Annotated in this window: 12 protein-coding genes and 2 pseudogenes; 9 read left to right on the top strand and 5 right to left on the bottom strand. The window is 69.4% G+C overall.

The genetic code is table 11. The annotated features are described in order from the left end of the window. The first annotated feature begins 90 nt into the window (after window positions 1-90). From I6J71_RS34345 to I6J71_RS34330, 4 genes are all read left to right on the top strand, one after another. Window positions 91-960 (top strand): HAD-IC family P-type ATPase, encoded by an 870-nt coding sequence (locus I6J71_RS34345; protein ID WP_304503250.1) that lies wholly within the window; start codon window positions 91-93, stop codon window positions 958-960. Window positions 961-1175: 215 nt separating this feature from the next. Then, window positions 1176-1907, top strand: a complete 732-nt coding sequence (locus tag I6J71_RS34340) for a dienelactone hydrolase family protein (RefSeq protein ID WP_204090647.1) — start codon at window positions 1176-1178, stop codon at window positions 1905-1907. Window positions 1908-2483: 576 nt separating this feature from the next. Then, the gene (locus I6J71_RS34335; protein ID WP_204090646.1) at window positions 2484-3287 is read left to right on the top strand and encodes a choice-of-anchor P family protein; all 804 of its coding nucleotides are present in this window, start codon (window positions 2484-2486) and stop codon (window positions 3285-3287) included. Continuing rightward, window positions 3284-3874, top strand: coding sequence for a class F sortase (locus I6J71_RS34330; RefSeq protein ID WP_204090645.1), 591 nt, complete (start codon window positions 3284-3286; stop codon window positions 3872-3874). The genes I6J71_RS34335 and I6J71_RS34330 overlap by 4 nt, the downstream gene beginning before the upstream one ends. Window positions 3875-3934: 60 nt before the next feature. Here I6J71_RS34330 and I6J71_RS34325 read toward each other — a convergent pair whose 3' ends face one another. After that, a complete protein-coding gene (locus tag I6J71_RS34325; protein WP_204090644.1) occupies window positions 3935-4189 on the bottom strand; it encodes a hypothetical protein in 255 nt (84 codons plus the stop codon). Window positions 4190-4297: 108 nt separating this feature from the next. Here I6J71_RS34325 and I6J71_RS34320 point away from each other — a divergent pair, with 108 nt between their 5' ends. Further along, complete coding sequence (locus I6J71_RS34320; RefSeq protein ID WP_204090643.1) at window positions 4298-5680, top strand: FAD-binding oxidoreductase; 1383 nt, start codon at window positions 4298-4300, stop codon at window positions 5678-5680. 132 nt (window positions 5681-5812) lie between these two features. Further along, window positions 5813-7579, top strand: a complete 1767-nt coding sequence (locus I6J71_RS34315; protein ID WP_204090642.1) for an MFS transporter — start codon at window positions 5813-5815, stop codon at window positions 7577-7579. Between the two features lie 58 nt (window positions 7580-7637). Here the strand turns inward: I6J71_RS34315 and I6J71_RS34310 are convergent, their stop codons facing one another. Further along, window positions 7638-8705: an acyltransferase gene (locus I6J71_RS34310; protein WP_239154079.1), complete on the bottom strand. Its 1068-nt coding sequence runs from the start codon at window positions 8703-8705 to the stop codon at window positions 7638-7640. Window positions 8706-8814: 109 nt separating this feature from the next. Between I6J71_RS34310 and I6J71_RS34305 the strand changes: the two genes are divergently transcribed. Further along, window positions 8815-9177 carry a hypothetical protein gene (locus tag I6J71_RS34305; protein ID WP_204090640.1) on the top strand — a complete coding sequence of 121 codons (363 nt, stop codon included), beginning with the start codon at window positions 8815-8817 and terminating at the stop codon, window positions 9175-9177. A 420-nt stretch (window positions 9178-9597) separates the two neighbouring features. Here the strand turns inward: I6J71_RS34305 and I6J71_RS34300 are convergent. From I6J71_RS34300 to I6J71_RS34295, 3 genes and pseudogenes are all read right to left on the bottom strand, one after another. After that, window positions 9598-10002 (bottom strand): annotated as a pseudogene (locus I6J71_RS34300) (peptidylprolyl isomerase); the annotation flags it as partial. Between the two features lie 164 nt (window positions 10003-10166). Continuing rightward, window positions 10167-10421 (bottom strand): annotated as a pseudogene (locus I6J71_RS49225) (peptidylprolyl isomerase); the annotation flags it as partial. 26 nt (window positions 10422-10447) lie between these two features. Then, a complete protein-coding gene (locus I6J71_RS34295) occupies window positions 10448-10702 on the bottom strand; it encodes a DUF2631 domain-containing protein (RefSeq protein WP_204090639.1) in 255 nt (84 codons plus the stop codon). A 114-nt stretch (window positions 10703-10816) separates the two neighbouring features. Here I6J71_RS34295 and dxr point away from each other — a divergent pair, with 114 nt between their 5' ends. Both dxr and I6J71_RS34285 read left to right on the top strand, forming a co-directional pair. Next, window positions 10817-12022, top strand: a complete 1206-nt coding sequence (dxr, locus tag I6J71_RS34290) for a 1-deoxy-D-xylulose-5-phosphate reductoisomerase (protein WP_204090638.1) — start codon at window positions 10817-10819, stop codon at window positions 12020-12022. A gap of 3 nt (window positions 12023-12025) precedes the next feature. Next, complete coding sequence (locus I6J71_RS34285) at window positions 12026-13258, top strand: RIP metalloprotease (RefSeq protein ID WP_204090637.1); 1233 nt, start codon at window positions 12026-12028, stop codon at window positions 13256-13258. Window positions 13259-13325 lie beyond the last annotated feature (67 nt).

The following is a 13325-nucleotide window of genomic DNA, read 5'->3' as shown; positions in this document are numbered from 1 at the left end:
CGGACGCGGGACGACGTCGATCACGGCCGCGCCGACGGCGAGGTCGGCCGTGCTTCGCCGATCTACCGGTGTGGTCCGAACCACCGATGCGTGGTCGGCCGCGTGTCGCCCGAGCACAAGGTGATCCTCGCCGACACGCTCAAGAAGAAGGGCGACGTCGTCGCCATGACCGGCGACGGCGTCAACGACGCGCCCGCCATCAAAGCGGCCGACCTCGGGATCGCGATGGGCAGCGGCACCGACGTCGCGAAGAACGCCAGCCGGATGATCCTCTCCGACGACAACTTCGCGACGATCGTGTTCGCCGTCGAACAGGGCCGCAAGATCTACGACAACCTCACCAAGTACATCCGTTTCGTCCTGGTGCTGCTGGTCGTGTTCGTCCTGACCTTCCTGGGCGCCAGCCTGTTCAACATCGCCGCGGGCGAACCGTTCTCGCCCGCGCAGGTGCTGTGGATCCACTTCATCGTCAACGCGCCCTTCGGCTTCGCGCTCGGCTTCGACCGCGAAACGCCGGGCCTGATGAACCTCCGGCCGCGGCCGCGGGGCGCGTCCGTGCTCACGCTGCCGGTGTTCGTCACCGTCGGGCTCTCCGGGCTCGCGATCACCGTCGGCCTGCTCCTGCTGCTGTCGTTCGGCCGGTCGCACTACGGCAGCGCGGAGATCGCCACCACGATCGCCTTCACGGCCTTCGCCCTGTGCCTGATCGTCGCCGCGGTCGAGTGCCGCAGCGAACCGGGCACCGCGTTCACCACCGCCACGTTCGACAGCAAGCAGATGAACTGGGCGATGCTGGGCGAGTTCGTGCTCGCGGTGCTGGTCATCAAGATGGACGTGTTCAACAAGCTGCTGGGCACCACGGACCTCGACCTGTTCCAGTTCTTCTGGGCGCTGGTGCCGGCGCTCGCGCTGTTGCTGCTGTGGGAGGCGGGCAAACTCCTCGCTCGCACCGCGAAGTGACGAACCCGGATCCGGCTCTGTGGCATCCGGCCACGGAGCCGGCGAAAAACGTGTTGGCGGACCACGGCGGCCGCTGCTAACTTCCCGGAGGCCGTGCGAGAGAACGAGGAGGTGGTACCCGTGAACGTTTCGACAGGGGTGCTCCCCTCCGGGGTCACGGCCGGGCGATAGTCGTCCGGGAGCGCCGTTCACGAGCACTCCCGAAAGGCACGACCATGCGGTTCACTTCCGGACAACGCCTCGACGACAGTGTCCTCGAGCGCGAATTCACCCTCGGCGAGATCCCCGGCATCCTGTGGACGCCCGGATCCGCATCCGCACCGGCCCCGCTGATCCTGCTCGGCCACCCCGGCGGACTGCGCAAGATGTACCCCCGGCTGGTGGCCAGGGCCCGGCACTGCGCGGCGGAGGGCTACGCCGCGGCCACCATCGAGCTCCCCGGGAGCGGTGACCGGCCCCGGTCCGCCGCCGCCGAGGAGGCCCGCGCCGACCTGCGCCGCGTGCTGGAGGCCGGCGAGCCGGTCGACGACGGCATCATCGACCGACTGGTCCTTCCGCTGGTCGAAAAGGCGGTCCCGGAATGGCGGGCCGCCGTGGACGCGCTCCTCACGCTCCCCGAGATCGGTGGACCGGTCGGGTATGCGGGAGGGGTGATCGCCATCGGTATCCGGCTGGCGGTGGTCGAGCCGCGCATCTCGGCCGCCGTGCTGTTCGCCGGGAGTTTCGTGCCCCGCTCCATGCTCGAGGAGGCCCGGCAGGTCAAAATTCCGCTGCACGTCCTGCTGCAGTGGGACGACGAAGGAAACGACCGGCAGCGGGCCCTGCACGTGTTCGACGCCTTCGGCTCCCGGGAGAAGACGCTGCACGCCAACCTGGGCGGGCACACCGGCGTCCCGCAGTTCGAGGGGGAGGACGGGAACCGGTTCTTCGCCCGGCACCTGAAGTGAGGCCGGGCCACCGCCCTCGAGGAGGGTCCCGCTCCCCTCGATGGCGGTGGCCGGCCGCCGTCCAAGCCCTCGACTGTCGTTCCTCGGTCCGGTGAACAGATCCGCCGGGCGGTGACTCTGGGGGCTGCCGGAGGTGGCGGTGAATGCCGTTCCACGCTCCATAGTGGACGATTTCGCCCATCGTGGAAAAGTTGCTTCCGGCGCAAAAATTGATGGGAAACACACAGAACCTCGTAGCGGTCACATCACGGTCGGTACCCGCGTAGCACCCGCCCTCAGGATCACCCGCAAGAGTGGCGGAATCGGAAACCCGCCGGTGGGCGCCGGGGCCGCAGAGCGCTGAGTAGGGAAACGGTGCGGCCGCACCGTGTTACATCACACGTTAGTGGTGAAACTGCGAGAAATGTGGTCACTGACCCGGCTTGATCGGCGCACTGTGCAGAGGATCTTGCTTTGTCATTCCGAGCCCTCTTGATAGCGTCACGGCCTCGCCGGTGATCGACAGTTGCGTCGCCTCACACGCGGATTCGGGGGTCCGTCGGCGGGTCAATTTTTTGGTGTTCGAAAGGACAATTCATGCGTTCTGCCCTGCTGCGCGGACGGACCCTCGCGGTCGCTGCCCCCGCTCTCGCCCTCCTCGCCGCCGCCCCGGCCGCGGTCGCCGCCGACGCGCCCGCGGGGTCGGCCTACGGCGCTTCCGCTTCGGTCTCGCTGCTGGCGGGAGTGCTGGGGGACAAGGGGATCTCGGTGGAGACGGGCAAGATCTCGCCGTCGAACACGGACGGGCCCACGTCCGCGTCGGTGGTCGACGCGCCGCTCAAGGGCCTGGTCACGGCGAAGGCGATCACCAGCTCGGCCAAGCGGGGTGACCCGGACGTCACAGCGAAGGCCGCGATCGTCGACGCCAAGCTGCCCGTGCTCGCCCCGCTCGCGGGCTCGACGCCGAAGGCACGCGTGATCAGCTCCGAGTGCACGTCGACGCCCGACGGCATCAAGGCGTCGTCCGAGCTCGCCGGCCTCGACCTCGGCCGCATCGGCAAGCTGCCCGTGGGCACCGCGCCCAACCAGAAGATCGGTGTGCCCGGCGTGGTGCAGGTGATCGTCAACGAGCAGATCAAGCACGAGGACGGCAGCGTCACCGTCAACGCGCTGCACATCAAGCTCCTCGACGGCAAGGCCACTGGTGCGCTGGGCAGCGGCGACATCGTGCTCGCCTCCTCGACCTGCGCGAAGGTCGCCGCCACGACGACGCCGGGCACCCCGAGCACGCCCACCGCGCCCGCCAAGCCGCCCGCCGAAGGCCCCGGCCAGGTCTCGGTCATCCCGGCCGGTGCGCCGGAGACCGGTGACGGCTCGCTCGCCGCGGTGACCGTTCAGTGACCCGTCGCCGGTTCGGACTCTTCGGGCTGCTGCTGGCCCTCGTCGCGAACTTCGCGCTGATCGGCTGCGGTTCGCCGACGCCGGCGCAGCAGCCGACCGCGCCCGCGAGCTCCGCCGCGCCCGCCGTCGGGCTGGTGCGCTCGGTGCCGGTCTCGCTCGACGTGCCGAGCATCGACGCCCACTCGTCGCTGGTCCCCCTCGGCCTCAACCCCGACAAGACCGTGCAGGTCCCGCCGGTGACCGAGCCGCTGCAGGCCGGCTGGTACTCCAACAGCCCGACGCCCGGGCAGGTCGGCCCGGCCGTGGTGCTCGGCCACATCGACGGCAACCACCAGAAGGGCATCTTCTGGCGGCTGCACGAGGTGAAGAAAGGCGACCAGGTCGTGATCGGCAGGCAGGACGGGTCGAAGGCCACGTTCACCGTCACGAAGGTCGACCAGATCGCCAAGAAGTCGTTCCCGACGGAAGCGGTGTACGGCAACACGACCGACCCGCAGATCCGCCTCATCACGTGCGGCGGGGCGTTCGACGCCGCCGCGCACAGCTACCTCGACAACATCATCGTCTACGGCACGCTCAACACCTGAGCGCCCCTCTGACCAGGGCCTCGTCGTCTCGCGCTCGGGCGGGACGACGAGGCCCTGCCCTCATGCGGCGGTGGCCGTCGTCGTGAGCAGGGACAGCCCCGCCGCAGTCAGTTCCGCCGGCACCTGCTGCCCGACGAGTCCCAGCCGCGCCGGGCGCACCAGACCTTCGTGGGCCAGGGCGTGGGCGGTGAACTGGTCGCAGCACGGCAGGCCGTCGACGAACAGGTCCGGCTCGGCGCTGCAGGTGAGCTGCGCGCGACCGGCGGCGACGGCGCGCAGCATCGCGATCCCGCGTGGGCTGGTGGTGGTTCCCATGGCTGCCTCCTCAAGTCGCTCTCACTCCTACGTCGAAGCAGGAGGCGCCGTTTCGACATCGCCGCGCCCTAATCTGGCGGGAGAAGCCGCGACGGAACGGGAGCGCCCATGCTGATCGACGACCTGCAAGCCGTACTGCCGGGAGAGGTCCTCGTCCGCGATCCCGACGTGCTGCGCGGCTTCGCCCACGACGAGGCCGAGTGGGCGCCCTGGGCACTGCCCGAGGTCCTCGTCCGGCCACGGTCGGCCGAACACGTTCAGCAGACCGTCAAGGTCTGCCTCAAGCACGGCACCCCGCTGGTCACGCGCGGAGCCGGAACCGGGTTGTCCGGTGGCGCGAACGCGGTGGCGGGCTGCGTCGTGCTCGTCACCGACCGCATGACGGCGATCAAGGAGATCGACCCCGTCGTGCGGCTCGCGGTCGTCGAACCCGGGGTCGTCAACGACGACCTGCGCGCCGCGTGCGCCGAGCACGGCCTCTGGTACCCGCCCGACCCGGCGAGCTCCCCGTGGTCGACGATCGGCGGCAACGTGGCCACCAACGCGGGCGGCGTGTGCTGCGTGAAGTACGGCGTGACCCGCGATTACGTGCTCGGGCTGCAGGTCGTCACGGGCACGGGGGAGCTCGTGCGCCTCGGCCGCCGCACTGCGAAGGGCGTGGCGGGCTACGACCTCGCCGGGCTCATGGTCGGCTCCGAGGGCACGCTCGGCGTGATCACCGAGATCACCGTGCGGCTGAAGGCGCAGCGCGCGGCCGAAGCCACCGTCGCCGGCTACTTCGACTCCACCGTCGCCGCGGGGCAGGCGGCCGCCGCGATCGTCGCCGCCGGCGTGGTGCCCTCGGCGCTGGAGCTCGTCGACCGCCACTGCCTCGAGGCCGTGGACGACTGGAAGAACATGGGGTTGTCGGCCGACGCGGAGGTCGTGCTGCTGGGCCGAAGCGACGCGCCGGGCGCGGCGCGGGAGCACGAGACGGCCGTGATGCTCGAGTGCTTCGAGAAGGCCGGCGCCACCTGGGCGGCGCAGTCGACGGACCAGGAGGAGGCCGACGCGCTGTTCGCCGCCCGGCGCCTCGCGTACCCGGCGCTGGAGCGGCTCGGCCCGCTGCTCACCGAAGACGTCTGCGTGCCCACGCATCTCGTGCCCGAGATGCTCGCCCGCATCGAGCTCGCGGCCAAGCGCCACAACACCCTGATCGCGAACATCGCGCACATCGGCGACGGCAACCTCCACCCGCTGCTGAGCACGCCGCTGGGCGACGAGGACGCGCGGCGGCGCGCGCAGGCCGCGTTCGACGACATCGTGGCCGACGCGCTCGCGCTCGGCGGCACCGTCACGGGTGAGCACGGCGTCGGGCTGCTGAAGCGGCCGGGCCTGGAAAACGAGCTCGGACCTGCTGTCCTCGCGATGCACCGGGCGGTGAAAAACGCGCTCGACCCCCACGGAATCCTCAATCCGGGGAAGGTGATCGCTTTTCACTCGGTCGAGTGAAAGTAAATAGTCCTCAAAGGACGATCGACTACTTGTGACCGGTCTCTCGTAACCGTTTTACGAAGTTGGTTGCCACAGGCAAGCAACTTGCTTAGCCTAGCTAAGGGAACGACAGAGAGAGGGTCTTTCACTGTGGCCGAGCGCAGAACGTATTCGCTCGCGGAACTGGGACCGCGATACAAGTGGATCGCGTTGTCCAACACGACGCTGGGCATGCTGATCGCGACGATCAACTCGTCGATCGTGCTCATCGCGCTGCCCGACATCTTCAAGGGCATCGGGATCAACCCGCTGGAGCCGGCGAACACCAGCTACCTGCTGTGGATGATCATGGGCTTCCTGGTGGTGACCGCCGTACTGGTGGTGAGCTTCGGGCGCCTGGGGGACATGTACGGCCGGGCCAGGATGTACAACTTGGGCTTCGCGGTGTTCACCGTGTCGTCCATCCTGCTTGCCGTCACCTGGTTCGACGGTGACGCCGCTGCGATCTGGCTGATCGGCTGGCGCATCGTGCAGGGCATCGGCGGTGCGTTCCTGATGGCCAACTCGTCGGCCATCCTGACCGACGCCTTCCCGGCCAACCAGCGCGGGCTCGCGCTGGGCATGAACGGTGTCGCCGCCATCGCCGGCTCGTTCCTCGGGCTGGTCGTCGGCGGCGTGCTCGCACCCGTCGACTGGAACCTGATCTTCCTGGTGTCGGTGCCGTTCGGCGTGATCGGCACGATCTGGGCGTACGTGAAGCTGCACGACACGGGCGTGCGCAAGCACGCGAAGATGGACTGGTGGGGCAACATCACGTTCGCGGTGGGCCTCATCGCGGTGCTCGTGGGCATCACCTACGGCATCCAGCCCTACGGCTCCTCGCCCACCGGCTGGGGCAGCCCGATGGTGCTGTCGTGCCTGATCGGCGGCATCGCCGTGCTCATCGCGTTCGTGGTGATCGAAACCAAGGTGGCCAACCCGCTGTTCCGGCTCTCGCTGTTTCGGATCCGCTCGTTCACCTGGGGCAACGTGGCCAACCTGACCGCTTCGCTCGGTCGCGGTGGCCTGCAGTTCATCCTGATCATCTGGCTGCAGGGCATCTGGCTGCCGCAACACGGCTACACCTTCGAGCAGACACCGCTGTGGGCCGGCATCTACATGCTTCCGCTGACCATCGGCTTCCTGGTGTCCGCGCCGACGGCCGGCATCCTGTCCGACCGCATCGGCAGCCGGCTGCTCGCGTCGAGCGGCCTCGGCATCACCGCGGTGACGTTCCTGCTGCTGATGATCCTGCCGGTGAACTTCAACTACTGGGCGTTCGCGGCGATCCTGCTGATCAACGGAATCGGCATGGGCATGTTCTCCTCGCCGAACCGCGCGGAGGTCATGAACAGCCTGCCCGCCGACGCTCGTGGCTCCGGCGCGGGCATGATGACCACGTTCCAGAACGCGGCCATGGTGCTCTCGATCGGCTTCTTCTTCAGCCTGATCATCGCGGGCCTGTCCGACAACCTCCCGACGGCGATGTCGCAGGGCCTCACCGCCCACGGCGTGCCGGCGGCGTCGGCCGACCAGATCGCGCACCTGCCCGCGGTCGCCGTGCTCTTCGCGGCGTTCCTCGGCTACAACCCGATCCAGCAATTGCTGGGCGGTCAGCTGTCGAACCTGCCGCCGGACCAGGCGTCGTTCCTCACAGGCCGCAGCTTCTTCCCGAACCTCATCTCGGGCCCGTTCCAGGACGGTCTCGCCGTGGCGTTCGGCTTCGCGATCGTCGTCTGCCTGATCGGCGCCGTCGCGTCGCTGCTGACGAAGGACAAGGGCAAGGCGCCGGAGTCGGTGGGCGAGGAACTGGCCGCGGTGGCCGGCGAATCGGGCACCGGTCCGAGCGAGCTGGTGGCTCCGACCAGCGAGCGGTAACCCTCAGACCCTCTTGGGTGCATCGGCCGCCCCGGGACTCGTTCCCGGGGCGGCCTTCTCACGCGGGAACGGGTTCTGTGACCGTAGTCGGTTCGACCCGTCTCGCCGTGACTCTGCGGCCGAGCGCGATCATCGGCAGCTCGACCCAGCGGTAGAGGAGATCGGCCATCAACAGCGCGACGGCGGTGACGCCGACGGCGGTGAGCGTGCGCGGGTGCGCCAGCTGCGGCACGAGCCCCGCGAGCGTCCAGCCGGCGATGGACTGGATGAGGTAGAGCGAGTACGACCGCTCACCGACGAACCGCAGCGGCTCCAGGGTCAGCAGCCGGGCCAGCGGCCCGCCCGCGACCAGCGAGGGTAGCAGCAGACCCACGAGCACCGCGTAGACCGTGCCGAGCGCGACCCCGCCTTCGTCGTGGCTCGCCGTGGTGATGTCGCTGAAGAACACCTGCACCACGACGACCGCGGCGGCCGTCGCGAGGCCCGCCAACGGGTGCGTGAAGGGTTTGAGGACCGCGAACCCCGTCCGGTGGTGCAGCACGATCGCCACCGTGCACCCGATGACGATCGACGCGTATGCGCCGGAGTACGGCAGCACCGGCACCAGCGACACGAGGGCAACTGTCAGGCCCACGGCCAGGCCGAATCTCCTGGCGAACCCCAGCCCCGCCACGCCGAACGCCAGCACCGGCCAGAGCAGGTAGAACTTCTGCTCCACCCCCAGTGTCCACGCCACCCCGAACACCCCGACGACGTGGAACTCGTTCAGGAAGGTGGCGAACCAGGGCAGCGCACCGAACAGCCCGCTCGATCGAAGCTCCCCGCGCGCGAACGTGACCACGACGAAGATCCCGAGCACCACGTAGTACACCGGCAGGATCCGGCAGGCCCGGCGCAGGTAGAAGTTCCTGAACGAGACGCTGCCGTTGCGGTCTTCTTCGCGCAGCGCCAGCGTCGTGATCAGGAACCCGGAGAGCACGAAGAACACGTGCACGCCGATCCACCCGTTCGCGCGCACCCACGCTCCGCCGCCGAAGTGGAAGAGCACCACCAGCACCGCGGCGATGGCCCGCACGCCATCCAGCGCCGGAAACCGCCTGGCGGCGAGGTAGCTTTCGTGGGTCATCACTGTGAGGTCCCCCATCCGCCGCCCGAGTGCTGGCGAACTGTAATCGAATCTGGGTGACGATCACTCTTTAGGGTGGCCCTTCCTGGAGGGAGTGGGCTGGTGGATCGTGAAGATCTGGCCGAAGTGCTCTTGGCCGCGCATTCGTGCGAGTGCGCCGCGCCGGCTCGGGCGGCCCCTGCTGGCGGGGGCGAAGTTCGAGTTGTGGCTGGGGGCGTCGAGTGCCGCCGCGTTCAGATCGGTGTTCCGCCGTCGGCAACGAAGCGCCCTCCGCGCCGGCCAGCCGTCGATCGGGTTCGACCAGGGCCTTCGCGACCTTGACGCCTACGAGGGCGCGCACCTCGTCCTGGGGCACGTGGACGATCGGCCGCGCGGCGGCTATTACTTCCAGCTGTTCCTGACCCCGGACCTGTCCCGGCTGGTCGCCTGCTTCGGAGTCAAGCCGTCTTCCCGCGTGAGGCCGGTCGGATGATCGGCCGACCATATGCCGGATCGTCACCGCCTCTGGGGACGGGAGCCGCAGGTGAGACCGGCCGCGGATCGGGAGCGTCTCGTCGCGGTGCTCGCTCCACTGCGTCCGGCGGAAATCCCGGCGTTGGCCGGTGCCGCGTTGGAGGCGGGAGCGCCGGGTGAGGTCGAGGGCCCGGTCGCGACGCCGCAGATGAGGGGCAGTTTCGCGCGGTGGAAGAGCACGTCGCAGCAAGCCGAACTGGCCTCGGCCGGGTTCGCCGGGGGAACTCGTGAGCCGGCCGCCTACCACGGCCCGGGTCGGCGCCCTCGGCCACATCAACGCGCGGCGGGTACCACTTCCCGCTGTTCCTGACCCCGGACCTGTCCCGGCTGAGCACGGCGTTCGGCGCGAAAGCGCCTCGGCGGCAAAAGGCAGACCGACCTACCAGCCGAAGGAGGCCCGCTCGATCTTCACCGGATGCTTCGGCGCGCCGTCCAGCGGCCCGTCCGGATCGCTCGGGACGATGCCGTCGGCCACCATCCGGTCGAGGGCGGCCATGCCGCGCACCACCTTCCCCAGCACCGAATACTGCGCCGGGATGTGGGCGAACGAATGGACGATGAAGAACTCCGACCCGTTCGTCCCCGGACCCTGGTTGCCCATCGCGACGGTGCCGCGCTCGTAGGTCTCCGCGCCGGAAACCTCGTCCGGGAAGCGGCAGCCCGGGCCGTCCTTTTCGACCTCGTAGAGGGCGCCGCACTGCAGCACGCCGAGGCGTGGGGAATCGGTCAGGCGCCGGCACCGGGAGCGGTCGTAGAAGTGCCGCAGAACGAGGCTCGCCAGGTTCGCGGGTGGCCATCAACGATCACACCGCGAACCTTGGCGGAGTGCGGCGCGGGCAGCCGAGGCGGCGCCGAGGATTCTTTCGGTGGTGTCGCGGTTTTCGATCCCGGCTGAGCGATCGTGATCGCTGATCGCCCCGTCAGCGCACCGGCCGCGTCGACCGGCGCCACCGCGCACGGGGCGGCACCCGCGCGGTCGAGGCGCACGGTGACCGGGCCGTAGTTGAAGCGGAACGTCACGTCGACGGTTCCGCGCGTCAACGCGAACGGAAGCGGACGCACCACCGGACGGGCCGCGGGGTTGTCCGGGGTCGGCGTGAACTCACAGCGGACAACGGGTGCGGACGCGGCAGTGGCCGGCACCGAGCACAAGCTCAGGCCGGCCACGACTGAAAGAACCACTGCCACCCAACGTGCCTTCATGGCCCCGCCAGGTAGCGAAGATCGTGCTACTTGCGCCAGGCCGTGCGGCTCTTGCGGAAGTCGAGCACCAGGAGCAGCGCGATGAACGCGGCGAGCCCGACGAGCCACACGTTCTCGGTGTTGTTCTCGTGGTTGCCCTTGAGCATGAGCAGCAGGATGACAACGGTGACCCAGCCGGCGATGCGGGTGGCCTTCGGGAACGAGCCGTGCCAGCCCCAGCGCGCGGACGGCTCGTCGCGCGGGTCCACCTCGGGGCGCTTCTCGATCGCCTTGCCTGCCACGATCACTCCTTCTGACCCGCGGACGGACCGCTGAACTCGTACGTACAGATGATCCCACACCCCCGAGTGCTCCGCGGAGACGGGCCGCGCCTCGGCGGGCGATAATGACACGCGATGACTACCTCGCGAAGCGTCCTCGTGCTCGGTTCGACCGGGTCCGTCGGAGCCCAGGCCCTCGACGTCGCCGCCCGTTACCCCCACCTGTTCACCGTCGCGGGCATCGCCGCCGGCGGTTCCGACCCGCAGGCGCTCGCCGCGCAAGCGCTGGCCCACGGCGTGGCGGCCGTGGCCGTCAGCAAGCCGACGGTGGTCGAAGACCTGCAGCTCGCCCTGTACGCCGAGGCCCAGCGCCGCGGCTACGCGAAGGGCGAGTTCCGCATCCCGCGCATCTTCGCGGGCGCCGACGCCGTGACGGAACTCATCGACGCGGTGAACGTCGACGTCGTGCTCAACGCCCTGCCCGGGTCGCAGGGCCTCGAACCGACGCTCAGAGCACTCGCGACCGGCTCGACGCTCGCGCTGGCCAACAAGGAGTCGCTCATCGCGGGCGGACCGCTCGTGCTCGCGGCCGCCAAACCGGGCCAGCTCGTGCCCGTCGACTCAGAGCACTCGGCCATCGCGCAGGCTCTGCGCGCGGGGCGTGAGAACGAGGTCGCGCGGCTCGTGCTCACGGCGTCGGGCGGGCCGTTCCGCGGGCGCAAGCGCGAGGACCTCGCCGACGTGACCGTCGAGCAGGCCATGGCGCACCCGACGTGGTCCATGGGGCCGCTGATCACGATCAACTCGGCCACCCTGGTCAACAAGGGTCTGGAACTGATCGAGGCCGCGCTGCTGTTCGGCATCGAGCCGGCGCGCGTCGACGTGACCGTGCACCCGCAGTCGATCGTGCACTCCATGGTCACCTTCACCGACGGGTCGACGATCGCCCAGGCCAGCCCACCGGACATGCGGCTGCCGATCGCGCTCGCGTTGCACTGGCCCGAGCGCGTGCCCGGCGCCGCGACCCCGTGCACGTGGGACACGGCCGCGAGCTGGACGTTCGAACCACTCGACAACGAGGCCTTCCCGTCGGTGGAGCTCGCGCGCCACGTGGGCACGATCGGTGGCTGCCTGCCGGCCGTCTACAACGCCGCCAACGAGGAGGCCGTGGCCGCCTTCCTGGCGCAGAACACCGGCTTCACGTCGATTGTGGACACTGTTTCGCAGGTGGTGGAAGCCGCCGACGAATGGCGTCGCGAGCCGCGCGACGTCGAGGACGTACTCGCGGCCGAGCGCTGGGCTCGAGCGCGTGCCGCAACGATGCTGGGTAAGGGGAAGTAGCGCGTGCTCGCCTACATCATCGGGGTGGTGCTGTTCGCCCTGGGCATCTGCATCTCCGTCGCCCTCCACGAAGCCGGCCACATGGTCACGGCCAAGGCGTTCGGCATGAAGGTGCGCCGCTACTTCATCGGCTTCGGCCCCACGATCTTCTCCTTCAAGCGCGGCGAGACCGAGTACGGCCTCAAGTGGATCCCCCTCGGCGGGTTCTGCGACATCGCGGGCATGACGGCACTCGACGAGGTGACGCCCGACGAGGCGCCACGCGCGATGTGGCGGTTCAAGACGTGGAAGCGCACCGTCGTGATGTCGGCGGGCTCGATCACGCACTTCATCCTCGGTTTTATCGTGCTCTACCTGATGGCGATCACGTTCGGCCTGCCGAACCTGGCGGCGAACAACGTCGACTACAGCAAGCTCGCCCCGGTCGTCGCCGGCACGTCGTGCGCCCACGCGGCCACCACGCTGCAGCAGGTGAACGACGACTCCTGCCCGCCCGGCTCGCTCCGGCCGGCCGACGCGGGCGGCTTGAAGGCGGGGGACAAGGTCCTCTCGGTCGCCGGTCAGCCCGCCACCAGCTGGACCGGGCTGCAGCAGCAGATCAAGGCCGCGGGCGGGCCGACGAAGTTCGTCGTGGAGCGTGGTGGCCGGCAGCTGACCCTGACCATCGACGTGCCGCGGCTGGCCCGGCTGGGCACGGACAACCAGGTCACCACCATCGGCATGATCGGGATCATCCCGCAGGGCCCGCCGGGCATGCTGCACTACAACGGCCTGGACGCGGTGCCGGCGACGTTCGTCTTCACCGGCGACCTGTTCGCCGAGACCGGCGAGCGGCTCCTGCAGTTCCCGCAGCGCGTGCCGGGCATCGTCGACGCCATCTTCGGCGGCGATCGCGACCCGAACGGGCCGGTCAGCGTCGTCGGCGCCAGCCGGATCGGCGGGGAGGCCGTGGAGCAGGGGCTGTGGCAGATCTTCTTCTTCCTGCTGGCCAGCCTGAACTTCTTCATCGGCGTGTTCAACCTGCTGCCGCTGCTGCCGCTCGACGGCGGGCACATCGCGGTGGTCTGGTACGAGCGCGTCCGCGACTGGCTGCGCGGCCTGCGCGGCAAGGCCGCGGGGGGACCGGTCGACTACACGAAGCTGTCGGCGATCACGATGGTGCTGGTCGTGATCGGCGGCGGCATCACTCTACTGACGGTCACCGCGGACATCGTAAACCCGATTCGCTTGCAGTAGGCGCTCCCACCGGTCGGGTCACGACCCGGCCGGTGGGCCCCCGACCGGGGGTAACGCTGCTCACCGT

This window comes from Amycolatopsis sp. FDAARGOS 1241, assembly GCF_016889705.1.
Lineage (GTDB): Bacteria > Actinomycetota > Actinomycetes > Mycobacteriales > Pseudonocardiaceae > Amycolatopsis.
The sequence above is the reverse complement of the archived record's forward strand: the minus strand, read 5'-3'. Positions and strand labels throughout refer to the sequence as shown.